The sequence below is a fragment of the Micromonospora sp. WMMD987 genome (assembly GCF_029581435.1).
In the GTDB taxonomy this organism is placed as follows: Bacteria; Actinomycetota; Actinomycetes; order Mycobacteriales; family Micromonosporaceae; genus Micromonospora; species Micromonospora rifamycinica.
In genome coordinates this window covers 3,205,604-3,224,628 of sequence record NZ_CP120861.1, presented here as the reverse complement: position 1 = coordinate 3,224,628, position 19,025 = coordinate 3,205,604, and the positions used below count along the sequence as shown (strand labels likewise).

General features: G+C 72.7%; 13 protein-coding genes. 3 read left to right on the top strand and 10 right to left on the bottom strand.

Annotated elements, in window-relative coordinates:
* Window positions 1–172 precede the first annotated feature (172 nt).
* From O7612_RS13465 to O7612_RS13455, 3 genes are read left to right on the top strand one after another with little or no spacing between them, the layout of a single operon-like run.
* On the top strand, window positions 173–1,108 hold the full coding sequence (locus O7612_RS13465; RefSeq protein WP_282273575.1) for a hypothetical protein: 936 nt from the start codon (window positions 173–175) through the stop codon (window positions 1,106–1,108).
* Complete coding sequence (locus O7612_RS13460; protein WP_282273574.1) at window positions 1,101–1,967, top strand: sulfotransferase; 867 nt, start codon at window positions 1,101–1,103, stop codon at window positions 1,965–1,967. Before O7612_RS13465 ends, O7612_RS13460 begins: the two co-directional genes overlap by 8 nt.
* Before the next feature lie 29 nt (window positions 1,968–1,996).
* Window positions 1,997–3,544 carry a hypothetical protein gene (locus O7612_RS13455; RefSeq protein WP_282273573.1) on the top strand — a complete coding sequence of 516 codons (1,548 nt, stop codon included), beginning with the start codon at window positions 1,997–1,999 and terminating at the stop codon, window positions 3,542–3,544.
* A 151-nt stretch (window positions 3,545–3,695) separates the two neighbouring features.
* On the opposite strand, the gene O7612_RS13450 is transcribed toward O7612_RS13455, so the two are convergent.
* The 10 genes from O7612_RS13450 to O7612_RS13405 all read right to left on the bottom strand — a co-directional run bounded on the left by O7612_RS13450 (window position 3,696) and on the right by O7612_RS13405 (window position 18,715).
* On the bottom strand, window positions 3,696–4,541 hold the full coding sequence (locus O7612_RS13450) for a sulfotransferase (protein WP_282273572.1): 846 nt from the start codon (window positions 4,539–4,541) through the stop codon (window positions 3,696–3,698).
* Window positions 4,538–6,190 (bottom strand): flippase, encoded by a 1,653-nt coding sequence (locus O7612_RS13445; protein ID WP_282273571.1) that lies wholly within the window; start codon window positions 6,188–6,190, stop codon window positions 4,538–4,540. Before O7612_RS13445 ends, O7612_RS13450 begins: the two co-directional genes overlap by 4 nt.
* Window positions 6,191–6,196: 6 nt before the next feature.
* Entirely contained in the window at window positions 6,197–7,288 is a 1,092-nt protein-coding gene (locus O7612_RS13440; RefSeq protein ID WP_282273570.1) for a Wzz/FepE/Etk N-terminal domain-containing protein, read from the bottom strand.
* Complete coding sequence (locus O7612_RS13435) at window positions 7,285–8,784, bottom strand: O-antigen ligase family protein (protein WP_282273569.1); 1,500 nt, start codon at window positions 8,782–8,784, stop codon at window positions 7,285–7,287. Before O7612_RS13435 ends, O7612_RS13440 begins: the two co-directional genes overlap by 4 nt.
* Window positions 8,785–8,849: 65 nt before the next feature.
* The gene (locus tag O7612_RS13430; RefSeq protein WP_282273568.1) at window positions 8,850–10,139 is read right to left on the bottom strand and encodes a glycosyltransferase family 4 protein; all 1,290 of its coding nucleotides are present in this window, start codon (window positions 10,137–10,139) and stop codon (window positions 8,850–8,852) included.
* Between the two features lie 238 nt (window positions 10,140–10,377).
* On the bottom strand, window positions 10,378–13,596 hold the full coding sequence (locus tag O7612_RS13425) for a ThuA domain-containing protein (protein WP_282273567.1): 3,219 nt from the start codon (window positions 13,594–13,596) through the stop codon (window positions 10,378–10,380).
* A 480-nt stretch (window positions 13,597–14,076) separates the two neighbouring features.
* Window positions 14,077–15,189: a sugar phosphate isomerase/epimerase gene (locus O7612_RS13420; RefSeq protein ID WP_282273566.1), complete on the bottom strand. Its 1,113-nt coding sequence runs from the start codon at window positions 15,187–15,189 to the stop codon at window positions 14,077–14,079.
* 418 nt (window positions 15,190–15,607) lie between these two features.
* The gene (locus O7612_RS13415) at window positions 15,608–16,186 is read right to left on the bottom strand and encodes a TlpA disulfide reductase family protein (protein ID WP_282273565.1); all 579 of its coding nucleotides are present in this window, start codon (window positions 16,184–16,186) and stop codon (window positions 15,608–15,610) included.
* Window positions 16,183–16,635: a hypothetical protein gene (locus O7612_RS13410; RefSeq protein WP_282273564.1), complete on the bottom strand. Its 453-nt coding sequence runs from the start codon at window positions 16,633–16,635 to the stop codon at window positions 16,183–16,185. Before O7612_RS13410 ends, O7612_RS13415 begins: the two co-directional genes overlap by 4 nt.
* A gap of 76 nt (window positions 16,636–16,711) precedes the next feature.
* Window positions 16,712–18,715 carry a M6 family metalloprotease domain-containing protein gene (locus tag O7612_RS13405; RefSeq protein WP_282273563.1) on the bottom strand — a complete coding sequence of 668 codons (2,004 nt, stop codon included), beginning with the start codon at window positions 18,713–18,715 and terminating at the stop codon, window positions 16,712–16,714.
* Window positions 18,716–19,025: the final 310 nt, after the last annotated feature.

Sequence of the window (19,025 nt, the reverse complement as noted above, 5' to 3'; positions counted from 1 at the left end):
CAGCGGTGACCAGGGGCCCCACCGTATGCAACACCGGTGTCGTGAGTCCAGTTCATGATCCCCAAGTAGCCACACGGCCCATCGCCGGCTGGCCACACGGCCACGTGGCCAGCCGCGATGATCTGCCGGTACCGTGTGCCCCACCCCGCCCGACGTGCCCGAGGAGGACCCGGTGCCCCACCCCGACGAACCCTCGGCGCTGGCGTACACCGCCCGACGGGTCCGCCGGCACCTGCGCTGGGCGCGTACCGAGGGCGTCCGGCGGCTCGTCGAGGAGGACCGGCTCGACCCGGTCGAACGGACCCGTACCGCGCTGGCCAAGTGGCGGTGGCGACGGGCCCACCCCGGGCCGCCCGGCCGGGCCGTGCCGGTCTACCTGGTGGGCCTGCAACGCTCCGGCACCAACATGCTCACCCGGGGGTTGGACACCGACCCGTCGGTCGAGGTGCGCAACGAGAACGACCGGGCCGTGTTCCACCGCTTCCGGTTGCGCCCCGACCCGGTGCTCACCGCCGTCATCCGGCGCAGCCGGCAGCGGTTCGTGCTGGTCAAACCGCTGTGCGACACGCACCGGGTGGACGAGCTGCTCGGCCTGCCCGGGGTCGCGCCGGGGCGGGCGCTGTGGGCGTACCGGGACGTCGACGACCGGGCGCGCTCCGAGGTGGCGAAGTTCGGCGACGCCAACCTGCGGGCGTTGCGGGCGGTCGCCGACGGCACCATCGGTGACCGGTGGCAGGGGCAACGCCTGGACGCGCCGACCCGGGACCTGGTCGCCGGCTTCGACTACGACCGGATGACCCCGCACACCGCCGCCGCCCTGTTCTGGTACGTCCGCAACGCGCTGTTCTTCTCCCTCGGCCTGGCCGACCGTCCGGACACCCTGCTCTGTGCGTACGACGCGCTGGTCGCCGACCCGGCCGGGTACACCCGGCGGCTGTGCGCGTTCCTCGACCTGCCGTACGACCCGGTGCTGCACGCGCACGTCGGCGTGCGCACCCCGCCGCGGCCCCGGCTGGAGATCGATCCCCGGGTACGGGCGCTCTGCACCGAGCTGACCGGCCGGTTGGACGCGCTGGCCGGACGGCACGAGGCGGTGGAGCATGGCTGACCCCACCGGCCCGGTCCCGCACACCGCACCCGCCGACGTGCCGCTCACCGGCACCGCACCCGCCGACGTGCCGGCCGTCGGGAGCCGGGGGGATCACCCGCAGGGGCCGATCTTCCTGGTCGGGTGCCAGCGGTCGGGCACCACGATGCTGCGGCTGGTGCTCGATTCGCACTCCCGGGTGAGCTGTGGCCCGGAGACCCGGTTCCTGGCCGACATGCGCCGCATCGTCGGGCGGGACTGGGAACGGCTGGCCCGCTTCGGGTTCCCCCGGGAGTACTGGCTGGGCCGCATCGCCGACTTCTTCGGCGGCATCCAGGCCGACTACGCCCGGTCCCGGGGCAAGACCCGCTGGGCGGACAAGACCCCGCTGTACGCGCTGTCCATCGACTTCCTGGCCGAGGTCTTCCCCGACGCGCAGTTCGTCCACGTCATCCGGGACGGCCGGGACGTGGTGGTGTCGCACCGCAAGCGGTTCGGTTACTGGTCGGCGGTCAAGTGCGTGGTGAAGTGGCCGCGCTACATCCGTGTCGCCCGGGCCGCCGGGGCGCGGCTGCCGGCCGGGCGCTACCACGAACTGCGGTACGAGGAGACGGTCACCGATCCGGAGAAGGCCATGCGCGGCCTGTTCGAGTTCCTCGGCGAACCCTGGGAGGCTGGCGTGCTCGACTACGACGGCAAGCAGCACGACGTGGCGGGCAAGTACACCGCCGAGGCGGACCGACGGCGGGCCGCCGCCGGCACCGACGCCCCGATCTACGGCTCCCGGGTCGGCACCTACCGCCGGGAGCTGGACCCCTTCCTGCGGGTGCTGGTCCGGGTCTTCTCCGGTGCCACCCTGCGCGAACTGGGCTACCGGTGAACCGCCGGGCCGGGCCGCCGGTGCGCCCGGTGGCCGGACCGCCGACGGCCGACCGGGCAGGATCGTCGGCGCACCTTCCGGGCGGGCCGTCGGTGACCCGCCGGGCCGGGCGGCGGGTACTGGTCGCCGGGGCACTGCTGTTCGCCCTGGTCGCCGGGGTGGCCTGCTCGGACGACCCCGGTCCCGGGCCGGCCCCGTCGGCGACCCCGCCCCCCGCCGCCCCGTCGAGCGGTGCCACCGGCACGCCACCGCCGGCCGGTGCGCCGGTCCGCAACCCGTTCGGCGCGCACTGGGACTTCTCCCGGCACGACCAGTTCGTGCCCTACCTGGAGAAGCTCACCGGCTCGACGACGTACCACGAGCTGAGCTGGTGCGACATCGAGAAGACCCGAGGCAATCCGGACTTCTCGGCGGTGGACCAGATCGCCGAGCGCAGCCGCAAGCTCGGCATCACCCTGCACCTGAAGATCCGTACCGGGGTGTGCTGGGCGACCGGCGGGACGGCGAAGTTCACCCGGGGCCAGGCCAACAAGACCGAGTCGGCGATGCCGACGGACCTGGCCGCCTACCAGAACTTCGTCCGTACCCTGGTGCGGCGGTACGCGCCGTACGGTGTCGGCGAGTACGCCATCGAGAACGAGGTCAACGCGCAGCAGTACTGGGCGGGCAGCCCGGAGGACTACCGCCGGCTGGTCACCGCCGCCGCCGAGGCGATCCGGTCGGCCGACCCGAAGGCCAAGGTGGTCGACTCGGGCATGAGCAGTGTGGCGTACGGGATGGGGGTCGCCGACCGGCTGCTGCGCGCCGGGCAGCCGGACCAGGCCGTCGCCGCCTACCAGGCGTACTTCCAGCGGCGGATCGGCACCCGGGGACGGCTGATCCCGGCGGTGAACGACCCGACGGCGTTGCGCGCGGCGTTGGACAACGCGCAGAACTCCCGCAACCTGGCCTACCTCGCGGTCACCGAGAAGCTGCTCGACGACCGGGTGGTCGACGTCCGGCAGCTGCACTTCTACGAGCACTTCTCCGGCGTGCCGGCGCTGCTGGAGTACCTGCGGGCAGAAACGCCGGCCGGAGTGCCGGTGCAGGCGTGGGAGGTCGGCCAGTTCTGGAAGGACGGCAACGACGACGCCGCGGCCCGGGGCGACGAAATGGTCAAGGTGGTCAGCCTGCTGGTCGCCGGGGGCATCCACGAGGTGCTGTGGCTGCCATTGGCGTACAACCCGAACAACCGGGCCGGCGCGGAGGTCCGCTACGGGCTGCTCGACCCGGACGGCACCCAGCGGCAGGCCGGGGCGATGATGGCCGCCCTCGCGGCGGCGGCCCGGGACGCGACCGTCGAGCCGGTGAACGGCAAGGGTCTGACCGGGGTGGCGTTCCGGCGGGGCGCGGAGAGCACGCTGGTGGTCTGGTCGACCTCCACCGGCACGGTGTCGTTGCCGGCCACGGCCGGGGTGACCGGCGGCCCGGTCGGTGCCGATCCGACCGCCCGCACCGGGGCACTGCCGATCGGCCCGAGCCCGGTGCTGCTGCGCGCCACCGGCACCCCGGACGCGGTCCTCGCCCCGATCCGCTGACCGGCCCGCCCTTCCGACCACCTCATGATCGTCTACGGCTGCGCGACTCGACACGCCGTGTCGGGTGCCGCTCAGCTGCAGACGATCATGGGAGGTCGGGCGACCCGACCACGGCGCACCTGGGTGAACACCGGCTGGACAGCCGGGGCACTCACCAGGTGCGGGGCCAGCCGAGCAGGTCGGCGAGGCGGGCGTTGTGCGGCGCGAACCCGGCGGCCAGTTCGGCCCGCACCTCGGCGGTGAGCTGGGACGGGCCGCTGTCCGCCCGCCGGGTGTGCCGGCCGAATTCCGCCGGGGTGAACGGGGCCAGCCCGAGGAACCGCAGCACACCCGCGTAGCTGGCGGTCGGGTCGGCGTACAGGTCCTCGCTGCGGATCACGTGCAGCCGTTCGGCGGGCAGGTGGGCGTACCAGCGGTCGAGCTGTTCGGCGTAGCGGCCCCGGGCGGCGTAGGAGAAGTTCCGCAACGCGTGGTGCGCCGCCGGGGTGTCCGGCCCGTCGGCCAGCGCCTCGGCCAGCCGCCCCGGCTCGGCGGCCAGCGCCTCGGCGAAGCCCAGCGGCTCCACCCCGTACGAACGGGTGTGCAGGTAGTGCGAGTAGGCCCGCTCGACCGGATCGCGCAGCAGGGCCACGAACCGGGCCTCGGGCAGCGTCGCCGCCACCCGGGCCGGGACGCTGGGATGGAACAGGTAGTAGGGGCTGGCCTCGAAGCTGCGCCGGCCGGGGACGGCCGGCGGGAAGTGCGCCCGGTACCAGCGGGTTCCCCGGCCAAAGTGCAGGCTGAAGAACTGGAGTTCCTTACCGGTGGCGGCCCGCACGTCCGGGTGTTCGGCGAGATAGTGGTGCAGCGAGGTGGTGCCGCACCGCTGCCCGCCGATGATCAGGAAGTCGGGCAGCGCGCCGACCCGGCCGGGCAGCGCCGCCCGCCCCCAGGCGCGGGTGCCGCGTACCACCCGACGCAGCCGGTCCACGGTGGCCCGGCGCGGCCCCGCGCTCACCGCGACACCGCCCGGCCGGCGGTACCCCGGTCACCCCCGGGCGCAACAGACCCAGGCGGAACAGACCCCGGCGCAACGGACCCAGGCGCAACGGACCCGGGCGCAACGGATCCGGGCGGGTCGCCGCGACGGCGTCGGCGGGCCAGGGTGCGGAGCACCATCACGTCCTCCCGGCTGAGCCCGAGCGCGAGAACCGTGCCCAGGTAGACCACGACGATCACGGTCAGCCCGGCGACCGGTCGCCACGGCCAGCCCGGCACCAGGCCGCTCACCAGCAGCCCGGCGAGCAGCGCGGCCACCCCGGCGACCAGCCCCTTGGCCATCCCGACGGTGAACGGCAACGCGCCGGTCAGGTGACGGACCTGCACGACCCGGGCGATGTTGACCACGATCAGCGAGGCGCTCCACGCCGCCGCCGCGCCGACGATCCCGTACGCGGGGATGAGCCACAGGTTGAGCAGCACGTTGAGCACCAGGGCGACCAGGTTGTCGGCCATGTTGAGCGCCACCCGGCCGGACATGTTCAGCACCGTGCCGCACGGGCCGGTCGCCGCGTTGACGAGCTGCCCGAGGGCCAGGATCACGGTCACCGCCGCGCCGGTGGCGACCTCGCCGCCAAAGACGCGCAGCAGGTCGCCGGGGAGGACCAGCAACGCCACGAACGCCGGCAGCGACAGCCGGACCACCCAGCCGGTGGCCACCGCGTAGACCCGGCGGACGTCGTCGAGGTCGCCGCGGTGGTGCAGGTGTGCCAGGTACGGGCCGAACGCCGCGTTGACCGGCGCGAGGACGAAGATGGCCACGGTGACCAGCCGGGTGGCCACGTTGTAGACGCCGATCTCCGGGTTGGCGAAGAACCCGAGCAGCAGGGTGTCGACCCAGATCAGCCCGGTCGACGACAGCGACGACACCCAGCTGACCGTGGAGAAGCGGAACAGCTCCCCGGGCCGGTGCACCGGGCGGGCCGGCGGCACCCGGCGCAGCAGCCGGGCCAGCGCCACCAGGGCGAGCAGGGCGGCCGACCAGCCGGCCGCCACCAGCGCCCAGAAGGCGCCGGTCAGCCCGACTCCGGTGGCCAAAGCGAGCACGGTGAGCAGCAGCCGGGTGCCCGGCTCGTAGAGCTGGCCGATGAAGGTGAACGGCCGCTGGGTACGCCAGCCCCGGGTCGCCGCCAGGGCCGCCTCGCAGATCGTCGACGCGGGCAGGGTCAGCGCGACCAGGCGTAGCCCGGTGACCAGTCCCGGGTCGTGCAGCCGGTCGGCCAGCCAGGGTGCGCCCCAGGCCAGCGCCCCGGCGAGGGCGACCGACGAGCCGGCCGACACGACCAGCCCCAGCCGGACGGTGCCGCGCAGCGCCGGGGCGTCGTCGTCGGCCAGGTGCACCGCCACGAACCGGGTCAGCCCGGCCCGGAACCCGGACAGCGACAGCAGCCCGGCCAGCGACAGCACCGCGTAGCACTGGGCGTACCGGCCGACCTCCCGGATGCCCAGCACCCGGGCCAGCAGCAGCATGATCAGGAAGACGGCCGCCTGGCTGAGCAGGGCGCCGATCAGGTTGAGACCACCGCCCCGGGCCATCCCCCGGACATGCTGGTCGCCCCGCGCCGTGTCCCCGGCGTGCCGGTCGTCCCGGGTGGACGCTGCGGGCACCCCCACCTACCGGTGCCGGGAGTGCTGGTCGGGCACGGTCGTGCGGACCGCCGGCAACACCACCGTGTCGTCACCGCCGCGCCGGCCGCCGCCCGACGCCGGGGTGGCCCGGCCGACCGCCGCCGGCTGCCCGGCCCGGCGGCTGCGCGCCAGCCACTCCAGCACCGCGACCAGCAGGACGGCCAGCAGCAGCCCGGCGCCGGACACCGGGAGCACCAGCGCGACCAGCGCCTTCGTCCGGGACACCGGCTGCGCCTCGCCGACGCTGGTGACCTTGTCCGGGTCGGCCGCCTGGGCCTGCGCGCGGGCCTGCTGCAGACCCTGCCGGGCCGAGGCCAGCGCGCTGGTGGCGCTGTCCCGCTGGGCGATCAGCGCCTGGTAGTCGGGCAGCTTCGGGCCGAGTTCGTCGAGCCGCTTCTGGCCGGCGCTGATCGAGTCGGCGGCGGCGTCGGCACCCCGGCTGTTGCCGACGGCCTGCATCTGCAACCGCTGCTGCCGCAGGCTGGCGATCTCCTGGAGGGTCGACTGGTAGAGCTTGTCCGGCTGGCTGACCTTGTTGGTCTTCTCCCAGTCGTTGATCGCCCGGGTGGCGGTGGTCAGCTCGTCGGTGGCCGCCTTCACCTCGTCGGTGGCGATGTTGACCTGGCTGGTGAACAGGAACGCCAGGGCACGCTTGCCGGTGGCCGCGAGCACCGGGGCGACGGTGGACCGGTCGGCGGCGGTGTAGGTCAGGGTGAGCTGACTGCTCGCGCCGACCTGCTTGACCGCCAGTCCGTCGCGCAGCGTGTCGGCCGGCACCCCGGTGTCGGTGGAGACCTGGTCGACCACCTGCGGAGAGGTGACCGCCGCGGCGAAGGCCGCCGCGAACTGGTTGGCCGCCTGGGTGCCGGTGTACTGCTGGGCCGCGCTGCCGCCGACCAGGGCGGGTGCGGCGACGTACGAGGTGGCGGCGTACTGCTGCGGGCCGAGCAGGACGACCAGCGCCGCCGCCACCCCGGCCACCAGCGGAATGCCCACCAGCAGCCAGAGTCGACGCCGCGCGACCCGCAGATAGTCGACGATCTCCACCCTGCCGCTCCCCACTGTTCGATCGTTCATCGGTTGTGCCACCCGGTGGTCACCGGTCGGGGCGTCGCCGCCCGGGACGAGCCGTCCGGTATCCCGTGGGCGACCGCGCCGGCCGCCGCGGCGAACGCCGCGAAGTACCACAGGGTGACCACGTTGGAGATCACGTTGGACGCCGCGCTGACCGCGACGAAGGCGACCGCGCAGCCCAGGAAGCCGACCGCGATGCCCCGGCCGAGGGTGCCCGGGGGTGCCCGCCGCAGCGCGTCCAGGCCGGTGCGCAGGCACAGCACCATCATCGCCAGGTACGCCAGCAGCCCGGCCAGGCCGGTCTCGACGTACGCGCGCAGGAAGTCGTTGTGCGGCTTCTTCGCCTCGTCGGCCTCGAACTTGGTCATGTTGGGGCCGATCCCGGTGACCGGGTTACGGTTGGCCAGCGACACGATCTCCGACCAGTAGTCGACCCGCCAGGCGAGGGTGTTGCCGGTCGGTCCGCCGCCCACGGCGCTGCTGTCGGCGAGCTGCCCGAAGCGGTGCGCCACGCTGGGCAGCAGGGCCAGCCCGGCCACGGTGACCAGGCAGAGCGCCACCAGCATCCGTCGGCTGCGGTGCAGTACCGCGACCACCAGCAGGCCCAGCCCCGCCCCGAGGATGGCGCTGCGGGTGTTGGTGAGCAGCAGGAACACCAGCGACGCGGCGAGCAGCGCACCGAGGCCGAGCCGCAGCCGGCGGTCCAGGTAGCGGTAGATACCGAACCCGAAGATCACCATGAACATCAGGTAACGGCCGAACGTGGTGGACTGGCTGAACGGTCCGCTGATCCGGGTGAAGTTCCCTTTCACCTCGGCCGGTGGGTGGCCGAGCAGGGTCAGCACGGCGGTGTAGCCGACCGCCAGCGCCAGTGAGACGTACGCGGCGAGCAGCACCCGGCGGACCGCCGGCAGGTCCGGCATCAACTGCTCCAGCACCACGAACATCACCACCACGGTGCCGATCCGCAGCGCCTCCAGGGCGCTGGGTACCGGCTGGGCCGCGCCCGCCGCGCTGACCAGCGAGGTCGCCCCGACCAGCAGCATCGCCACACCGAGCCGGGAGCCGCGCAGCCGGCCCCGCTGCCGCAGCTGGGCGGCGAGCCAGAGGCCGGCGGCGAGCAGGAACAGCACCGCCAGGATCGTCGACGGATCCATCGCCCGGGTGGCCGCCGCGCCGTCGGCCCGGCCCGCGGTCGGGCCGCTGAGCTTGAACAGGTCGACGCAGGACCGGACGGCCAGCATCAGCAGCACGTACGCCGAGAACCGGGTCAGCGCGAGCGCCCCGACGGCCAGCCCGGCGAGGAGCACCAGGGGCAGCACCACGCCGATCCGGCCGCCACCGGTCGCGGCCAGCCCGACGCCGACCGCCACCACGGCGCAGAGCAGCGCCGCGCCGCCGGTCAGCAGGCGGGTGGCCCGGTCACCGGCGGACCACCGGACGGGTTCCGCCGGGGGCAGGGCGCGGTCGCCCTCCGTGCCGTGTCGCTGTCCGTCCACCGCTCGCCGACCACTCGTTTCCACAGGAGGTGTTGCCGGTCGCCGCCGACGGCCGGGAGAACGGCCTAATCTAACGGTCGCCGCCGGGCCGGGGCATGGGCCGTTACGCCGACCGTGGGCGACTTTACGTCCCGAACCGGGCGGGGCACCCGCAGGGCCAGCGAGAAGTAGAGCCGCTCCAGCTCGCGGGCGGCCGCGTCCCAGCTGTACTCGGCGAGCACCCGGTCGCGCAGCAGCGCGGCCCCGGCCCGCTCGGCCGGCACGTCGGCGGTCACCGTGGTCAGCGCCCGGAGCAGGTCGTCGACGTCGCCGTCGCGGAACAGCCGCTGTCCCGGGCCGTCGTGGTCCAGCACCTCCCGGTGCGGTTCGATGTCGCTGGCGACCACCGGCAGGCCGTACGAGGCGGCCTCCAGCAGGGTCAGCGGCAGCCCTTCCAGCCGGGACGGCTGCACGAAGGCCGCCGCGTGCGAGTACAGCTCGGCCAGCAGGTCGCCGTAGACGAAGTCGGTGAACACGATGCGCGGGTCGTCGCCGGCGGCCTCGCGGAGCCGGGCGACGTACCCGTCGGTGAAGGCGGAGCCGCCGACGATGGCCAGCCGAAGGTCGGTCGGCAGCCGGCGGAACGCCCGGACGAGCAGGTCGGCGGCCTTCTCCGGGACCAGCCGGCCGACCAGCAGCAGGTATCCGCCGGGGTGCAGGCCGAACCGGGACAGTTCCCGGGGCGGCCGGTGGGTGGGGGTGGCCACCCCGTTGGGGATGTAGCGGGCCGGGCGGCCGAACCGGCTGGTGTAGTGCGCCGCCAGGCCCTGCGACACGGTCACCCGGGCGTCCGGCAGGTGACCGCTGAGCCGGTACGCGGTGCCGAGCACGGCCCGCGCCGCCCGGCCCCACTTGTCGCGCTGGTTGTCCAGCCCGTGCACGGTGAGCACCACCCGGGCCCGGGAGGCGTAGCGGGCCAGCGGCGCGGTCAGCACCGGGCCGAGCCCGTGGTAGTGCACGATGTCGGGGCGCTCGGTCAGCGCCGCCACGGTGGAGGTGGCCGAGTGCACGATGGCGTCGAGGTGCTTGCTGGGCACCGTGCGGGCCCGCCGCAACCGGATGCCCCGGTGCTGCTGGGCCTCCACCGCGCCGTAGCTGTCCCGGCAGTAGACGGTGACCTCGTGGCCCAGCCCGGCCAGTCGGCTGGCCATCTCCTCCACGTGCCGCTCGATCCCCCCGTAGGTGGCCGGCACGCCCTTCTGGCCGATCATCGCCACCCGCAGCGGACGCCACCCGGGTGGACAGGTCACGGTCGGCCCCGAACGGTCGGGGCTCAGGTGCTCTCCCCGGTCGGCGGCATCCTCACGGAACGGCACTGTCCCCCCTTGTTTCTGCTCGTCACCGGAGCGGTGGCGCACTCCCCGGCGCACGGGACGCTAGATCATCGACGATCGGTCGGCCACTGGCCGGTCAGTCAGACCTGACCGGTTACCGACGGTGACCGTCCTGACCGGCCACCGACGGTGCCGACCGGCCGACCGACGGTGGTCAGCCGGTACCGGTACGGCGCCGGGAGGACGGAGTCTCCGTCCTCCCGGCGACCGGAGGGTGACGTCAGGAGGTCGGGCCGCCGAACTCCACCCAGTTGAGGTTGAACAGACTGGTCGTCGGTCCGCCGCTGACGGGCTTGAAGACCAGGTAGAGCGCGTGCGTGCCGGCGGCCTGGCTGACCGGGAAGGTCTGGCTGGCCCAGGCGCTGGTGCCGGTGGTCGCGTTGAGCGTCGCGCTGGTCACCAGCTCACCGGTCGGCGAGTCGAGCCGCAGCTCGACGATGCCGCGCGGGGTTCCGGCGGTGGCCGTGGAGCCACCGGCGTACCGGAAGGTGATCTTGTCGATCCCGCCCAGGTTGATCGGGTCGAGCGCGATGTGGTCACCGTTGTCGATGCCGGCCACGTGCTGGCCGCCCCCGGTGTCGGTGGTGTTGGCCAGGGTGACGCCCTGCTGGACCTGGGCGAACTCGGCCTGCTGCCGGAAGGTCTGCAGGACGATCTGGTCGAGCGAGGACAGCGCCGGCTGGCCGTTGGCGCCCTTGTCGGTGTAGGTGGCGCTGATCGCGCCGTACAGGTAGCCACCGGCGTGGTCGGCGCCGTCGGCCGGGGTCTCGAACGAGCCGGAGCAGCCGTTGGCGTCGCTCATGCCGTGGCCGTGGGTGTCGTGACCCAGCACGAAGGAGACGGTGACCCGGCTGCAGTCGATCGGGCCGTCCTCGGGGTCGGTCACGGTGACCGTCCACGGCACGGTGTCACCCCAGTTGAAGAAGGTGCCGGACAGCGGCGAGGTGACCTTCACGGTGGGCGCGGTGTTGCCCACGGTGATCTCACGGGTGAGCACCGCCGTCTTGCCGCTGGAGTCGGTGACCGTCAGCTTGGCGGTGAACACCCCGTTGCTGGTGTAGGTGTGCGACGCGTCCCGCTGGGTCGAGTCGGTGGTGCCGTTGCCGTCGAAGTCCCAGGCGTAGGTGATGGTCTCGCCCGGGTCCGCGTCGTAGGAGCCCTCGGCGGAGAACTGCACGGTCAACGGCGCCTGGCCGGAGGTGGGGCTGGCCTTCAGCTCCGCCACCGGTGCCCGGGTGCCCTTGGCGTACCGGATCACCGACAGCGCGGCGTCCGGGTTGGCCCGGAAGAAGCCGTCGCCGTACTCCAGCAGGTAGAGGTTGCCGTCCGGGCCGAACTCCATGTCCATCGGGTTGTCGAAGACGAAGCCCGGCAGGAACTGCTCCACCCCGACCAGCTTGCCGCTGCCGTTGGTGCGCATCATGAAGATCTTGTCCCGGGTGAACTCCCCGAAGACCACCGCGTCGTGGTAGTACTCCGGGAACTTGGTCGCGGAGTCCAGCGCGGCGTCGTACTTGTAGACCGGGCCGCCCATCGGGCCGACACCACCGGTGCCGAGCACCGGCCACTGGAACTCACACGTGCCGGGCGGGGTGCTCAGGTACGCCTCGGCGCAGGTGGTGGTGGCCCGGAAGGTGTAGTTGAGCTGCGGGTCCTGCACCGGCGGGAGGACCCGACGGCCGGTGTTGCGCGGCGAGTCGTTCACCGGCGCGGCGCAGTTGAACGCCCCCTTCGACTGCTTGGTGACGAAGTCGTAGTCGATGTACGGCAGGGTCGGCGAGTAGCAGTACGGCCAGCCGTAGTTGCCGGCCTTGTTGGCGGCGATCCACCGGCCGGTGCCCTCCGGTCCCCGGGCCGCGTTCGGCACCTGCGAGTCCGGCGAGTAGTCACCGATGTAGACGAAGCCCCGGGAGTCCACGTCGAAGCGGAACGGGTTGCGCAGACCCATCAGGAAGATCTCCGGGCGGGTCTTGTCGTCCCGGTCCTCGGCCTCGGGGAACAGGTTGCCGGCCGGGATGCTGTACGACCCGTCCGCCTTGACCTTGATCCGCAGCACCTTACCCCGCAGGTCGTTGGTGTTGCCGGCGGAACGCTGGGCGTCGTAGCCCGGCCCCTGGGTCGGCGACTCGTTGATCGGGGTGAAGCCGTCCGAGCCACCGGCGTTGGTGTCGTCACCGGTGACCAGGTAGAGCAGCCCCTTACCGTCGAACTTGATCTCACCGGCGACGTGGCAGCAGACACCCCGGTCGGTGTCGACCTTCATGATCTTCTGCTCGCTGGCCAGGTCCAGGTGCGGCGTCGGCTCCTCGACCCACTTGAACCGGGAGAGCTGGTTGTGCCCCTTGTAGACGTCCCACGCGTTCGGGTCGGTGCTGGTCACCGGTGCGTCGGTGATCGGGGTGTCGAGCTTGGGCGCGTAGTAGACGTACACCCACTTGTCGGTGGCGAAGTCCGGGCCGACGGTGACCGACTGGAGGCCGTCCTCGTCGTGCTGGTACACCGGGATCGTGGTGATGACCGGGCTCGCGCCGGTCTTCGGGTCGTAGAGGCGGATCTCGCCGGCCCGGGTGTTGTGCAGCACCCGACCGTCGGGCAGCACCGACAGGGTCATCGGCTCGCCCGGCTCGTCGTTGAGGATGACCTTCTCGTAGTTGGCCTTGACCGTCGCGCCGCAGTCGCCCTGCACCATGCCGGCCGACCACTGGATCGCGCCGAGCAGGTGCTTGCGGAACGTGCCGTTGGCGTACGTGTCGGCGGAGTCGCCGAGTCCGGTGTAGAACGACCGGCCGCCCTGGAAGTCCTTGCACCAGGAGATCGGGTGGTCGAAGCCCATGGTGCCGCCGGTGAAGGTCTTCTCGTCCACCGTGGCCAGCACGTGCGCGGTGCCCCGGACGTTGGTGGTGAAGTTGTACCACTGGTCGTTCAGGCTGAACTGCCGGGCCAGCGGCTTGCTCGCCGGGTGGACCCGGTCGGCCACGTCGACGCTCGCCGCCCCGCTCGACGCCGTGCCGGCCGCCGTGGTGCCGACGATGTCGCGGTAGAAGGTCCACGACGGCTCGGCCTCGACCGCGGCGTGCACGCCGAGGTAGCCGCCACCGTTGCGGATGTACCGCTCGAACGCCGCCTCCTGGCCGCTGTCGAGCACGTCGCCGGTGGTGTTGAGGAAGACGACCGCGCCGTAGCTGGCCAGGTTCTGGTCGGAGAAGGCGGTGGAGTTCTGGGTGACGTCGACGGTGAAGCCGTTGCCCTTACCCAGGGTGCGGATCGCGTTGACGCCCTTGTCAATCGAGGCGTGTCGCTCACCGTCGGTCTTGGTGAACACCAGGACGCTGGTCTGGTCCTGGGCCGGCTGGGCCAACGCCGGGGCGGTCGCGGCGAGCGGGATGACGATCCCGACCCCTGCGATCGCGGCGAGCCATCGGTATACCGATCTTGCCATCTGGTTCCTCCGGTGGGGGACGATGTGCTACCTGCGCCGGGCGGGTGCCGGGGCCGCCCGGGGTGGTGCGTGCTGCGCCTCGCTCTCCGGTTAGGGGGCGGGACGACGCCGTCCCGCCCCCGGTGCGGTTCGCCGACCGGGGAGCTGCCGTACGGCCGTGGGGCCGTGCGGCCCGTGCTGCGGGCGCGCGACGACGCGGCCCGGGGTACGGGTCGGAAGAGGTGGTGCGGTGTGGAGGGGGTGGCCCGCCCGGACCGGCGCGGCCGGTCGGTTCCGGCGCGGCCGGTCGGGGGCGGTCAGCCGACGCCGGGCGGGGGTGACGGCCGGTCGGGTCCGGGTCCGCCGGGCCGGGACCGGGCCGGTCGGTGGGGGAATGGTGGCGGTCGCGTCAGCTGACGCGACCGCCACCCGGGTGCCGCCGGCGGTGGTGCGGACCACCGGCGGTGCCCAGCTGCGGCCGTGGTCCGGCCGTCGGAGCGGTCAGTCGTTGCGGTAGATGGTCAGGTCGGCCATGTTGGCGTAGCTGAGCCGGGCGAAGTCCAGCGACTGGCCGGGGTTGGCGGTGCCACCCGGGGCGGTGTCCATCTCCCAGTTGGCGTGGTGGAAGTCGCTCTCGCCGATGGTCTGGAAGAACTGCTGGAAGTTGATGTCGCCCTCACCCAGCGGGATCATCTCGTAGCCGTTGGGCAGCGCGGTGTTGCGGTTGCCGTCCTTGGCGTGGAACAGCGGGAACCGCTTGGTACGCCGGGCCACGTTCAGGATCGGGTCGAACAGCGAGGTCTTCTGCTGACCGGCCGAGTTGGTGTACGTGCGGTGCTTGTGCCGGGCCACGTAGGCCCAGTAGATGTCGCACTCGAAGAAGACGTACTTCGGGTCGGTCTTGGCGAAGAAGTACTCCAGCCGGCGGACGCCCGACGAGCGGGTCGGCTTGCCGTTGGCGTCCAGCGGGCCGCTGTCGAGCAGGAACGAGTAGGCCACGTCGTGGTTGTGGGTGTAGAGGCGCATCTTGCGCTCCTTGGCCTGCCGGCCCAGCTCGTTCCACAGGTCGGCGGCGGCGTCCCAGTCGGCCTGGTAGGCGCTGTTGGTCGGGTCGCTTCCGGTGCCGATGTTCTTCATGCCGAGTTCCTCGGCGATGTCGAGCTGCTGCTGGAAGGTCGCCGCGTTGATCGACGTGTGGGTGCCGTTGGCGACCAGGCCGTTGTCGTCCAGGATCTTGCGGATCTCGGTCGGGGTGATCTGCCGGCCGAGGATCGAGGTGTGCTGGTTGTAGCCGGCGAACTCGATCTCCTTGTAGCCCATCTCGGCCAGGCTGGCGAGCACCCGCTCGAAGCCGTAGGGCACGCCGCTGTCGTCCGGCGCGGCGGCGATCCGGTCCCGGACGCTGTAGAGGATGATGCCCCGGTTCTGCGTCGGGATGAGCGGGTCGACCCGCCACTTGCCGTCGGCGCGGGCCGGCCCCTTGGTCTGGAGCACCGGGAGCCCGGCCGCGCCGAGCACGGCGGCGGCACCGGCCGACGCGGCCAGGAGCCGGCGACGGGTGACCTGGGCGCGGTACTGGGGGTCGGCGGCCATGCGGCGCTGTTCCTCGTTCACGATGTTCCACCTTTCGAGGGCGGCCCGACGGGCCGCGGGGACTGCGAGTCCTGCTTGGAGGGTCGGAGGACCTGCGCCGCCGAATACGCGTGGCCCGGTGGATGACTGGTCAATCAAGGGGGTGTGTCAACCGTGTTACGTCCGTGAACCGGACACTAACGGTGGCTGACGGCTAAAGATAGACCTCAAACGGAGAAACTTTTGTTCGCACGAACAAAAGTTCCCGATACTCGCAGCCGATGGCCGGACGGTCGTGCACGCCCCGCTCTCCCCGGCTCCCCCGGTCCTCACCAGCACGAACATCGACACCGCCCGGGACGCGGGCAGCCGGACGCGACGCGGGGCGCGGGGTCGGTCCGCCATCGAATCGACACCACGCCCGACGCGTCGCCGTCTCCACCCGCACCGGACGGGTCGACTAGCCGGAGGCGGCCACCACCAGTTCCCCGAGCCGCTGGTCCAGCGCGGCGGCGTCGAGGCCCCCCGGCCAGCCCCGCAGCAGCGCCCCGCCCTTGGCGACCAGCACGACGGCCGGTGGTTCCCGCACCGCGTACGACCGCCAGACGGTCTGGTCCCCGTCCACCACCACGGGATACTCCACCCGGTGGGTGCGCAGGTAGTCCTGCAACTCGTCGGGCTGGTCGGCACCGGCCACCCCGACGAAGACCACCCGGTCCCGGTAGCGGCGGGCGAGGTCGCTCAGCGCGTCCTGCCGGGCCGCACAGGTGGTGCACCAGGAACTGAAGAAGGTGAACACCACCGGCCGGTCCGCCCAGAGCCGGGCGGCGGTCAGCGGGGTGCCGTCGGTGAGCGCGCCGGTGAACGCCGGCGCGGCCGGCGCGGTGCCGGGCGTCGGGCGCAGCGCCAGGTCCACCGGGACCGGACCGGGCAACGCCGCGGCGCCTCCGGCCAGCGCCGGCCCGGGTTCCGCGGCCGGCCCGGCGGTGCAGCCGGCCAGCACCAGCACCGCCAGCAGCGGCGCGAGCAGCCGCCTCATGCCGGCACCACCGCCACCAGTGCCGGCCCCTCGCTGCTGTCCGGGGTCAGGTCGAGTGGGGCCCGGCCGGCGACCTCCAGCCGGTACCCGTCGCGCTGCGGCACCCGCACCGGCACCGCGAAAGCGCAGTAGGTCGGTACCCGCTCCACCGCCAGGTCCTCGGCGAAGGCGGCCACCGCCGTGCCCGCCGGCAGCGTTCCGGTCACCAGGGCCGCGCCGTCCGGGTCGAGCAGCCGGAACGCCGCCCGGTGGTGGAAGTACTGGTAAGGCCCGGTGCCGGCGCAGTCCACCCCCTCGGCCCGGATGTTGATGTCGCGGACCAGGACCCGGACGGTGGTCGGGGTGACCGCCTCCGCCTCGTCGGCGGCACCGCCGCATCCCCCCGCCCCGGCCAGCAGCAGGGTCAGCAGCACGCCGACGCCGCGCCGGGCGCTCGTGGACAACCGCACGTCGTCTCCTCCCCGCCGCACGTCGGGTCCGGGGCGACGCGTGCCGCCCCGGACCCGACGTGGCGATCGATCCCGGTCAGGACTTCTCCACCCGGCACTGCCTGGTCACCGTCTTCGACGGGTCGCTCTCCGAGGTCGCGGTGAGCTTGACGAAGCCGGTGTCCGCGGCGGCGGCGGTGGCGCCCACCGACACCCGGACCGTGGTCGACTTGCCGAACTGCGCGGTGGCCAGCGGGTTGGGCAACCAGGTCCGCCAGCCCCGGCCGGCCACCTCCGCCGAGAGGCGGTAGACGTCCGACTTGAGGTACCCGGACACGTTCTCCGGGTGCTGCTGCCCGCCGGCCGAGTACGTGCCGCTGTTGGTCAGCTCGAACGAGCAGGTCACGCCCCGGTTCGTCGGCTTGCCGCCGCTGGTCACCTCGCCCTTGCCCAGGGTCACGCCGTGGCTGCTCGGGCCCCCGGTGCCGTCCAGCGACCGCACCGCCACCGTGTACGACAGCGAGCCGGCCGCGTCCCGCTTGAGGTCGATGACGTAGAAGTGCAGCCGGTTGGCCTGGTCGACGTACTCGTACTGGCTGCCGGTGTCCGCCCCGGCGTGGAACAGCGCGTCGGAGAGCTGCCGGTAGTCACCCATGGTGATCTTCTGCGGGGTGCCGTCCGGCCGGTAGAAGTCGATCATGTCGATGTCCTGCGGGTTCGCGTCCACCACCCACTGGAACGGCGCGCTGTCGGCGTTCTTGGTCTTGCTCAGCAGCACACCCCGGTCCGGGGTGAACGAGTCGGCCCCCATCCGGTCGACGACCTCGACGGTGTAGTTGTTGAAGCCGCCGCCGTCGCACAGGGGATTCGTGGCGACCGCGCAGGCCGGCGAGAGGTCCTTGTTCAGGGCGATGTTCACGCCGGTCAGCCCCTTCGGGCCGGCGTCGACCGCGCGGGCGGTCACCTCGGCGACGACCAGGCCGGACGAGGCCAGCGCCTCCCGGGACAGCCGCAGCACGTGCTCCTCACCGAGCAGACCGATCTTGAGCTTGTCCCGCACGGTGTGCAGCGATCCCATGGAGCCGCCGTTGGTCGGCGGGATCTGCCAGCGGGTGTGCGGGCCGCCGGGGCCGTTGAACGACCCGCGCGACATCATGCTCCAGATGCCGGTGTACGCCCGGCGTAACGGCTCGCCGTACGGGTTGTTGTAGTTGTCGCCGATGCCGAGCAGGTGGGTCAGCTCGTGGGCGTACACCCCCATCCCGGAGCTCTCCCCCTGGGTGGAGGAGCCGCCACCGGCGTTGGGCCACAGCGTCGCCGCCGCCTTCCAGGAGGTCCACTCCACGTACCGGGTCTTCGCCCAGTTCGGCAGGTTGGGGTCCGGCGGGCCCCAGGAGTCCGGCACGTCCTCCTTGTTCTGGAAGATCATCTGCCCGAACTCCTGCCAGGTGGACGACTCGTCCTGGCCGGCGCTGAGGATGAAGACCAGCTCGTACTGGTTGGCGACCTCGTCACCGACCGCCGCCCGCCAGGCGCCGAGGCCGTCGGTACGGATGTTCTTGTTGCAGGTGTCCCCGCTCGGACAGGCCCCCGGGTTGAAGCTGTTGTCCAACCCGTACTGGTACGACTTCGCCGGCAGCTGGTACGGCCCGAAGCCGGCCAGGTCCACGCCGTAGCGCCCGTTGGAGTCCTGCATCCAGTACTCGTGCAGGGTGTGCCCCTTGTTCAGGGTGTTCGGGGTGTTGAGGAAGTCCTGGTAGAACTTCGGCACGTCGGCGCGGGGGATGTTGGCCGCGACCGACTGGGGGTTGCCGAAGACCGTCGAGCGGGCCCGCTGGGAGACCGCGAACGTCTGGTCCGGATAGTCGAGCGCGACCAGGGCGATCTTGAAGTTGCGGATCGCGCCCCGCACGCTCGGGTCGGCCCAGTTCCTGCCCGGCACCGCCTGGTAGTCGTCCCAGGTCATGGTGTCCGGGTTCTGCCAGGCCTGCGGGTCGAGGACCTGGAACGGCGCGGTGCCGCCGGCCGGGTTGCCCGGGGCCGCGGCGGCCTGCGCCGCGCCGGTCACCACGAGCGTGCCGGCCAGGACAGCGGCCAGCACGGAACGCCTCAGTCGGGGTCGTTGGGGGGTAGCACGGTGCACAGGTTCACCTCTCGTCGGGAGGGACACGGCGTCCGGTCTCCGGTGGTGTCCCGGGGGTGGCTGCCGAGGCACCTGTCGCCGGGCCGCGCAGCGAATCTAGGAGGACGGGCCGGGGCCGGTCACCGTGCAGATGTCGGCAGGTGGACCGGCGGCTTCCGACACCTGAAGGACCGGCACCGGGTCGTCGCAGGCCGGGTGCCCGGGCCGGCCCGTCGACCGGCCGGATCCGGCGCTCGGTGTGGACGGCGGTGGGCGGCCGGGCGGCTCG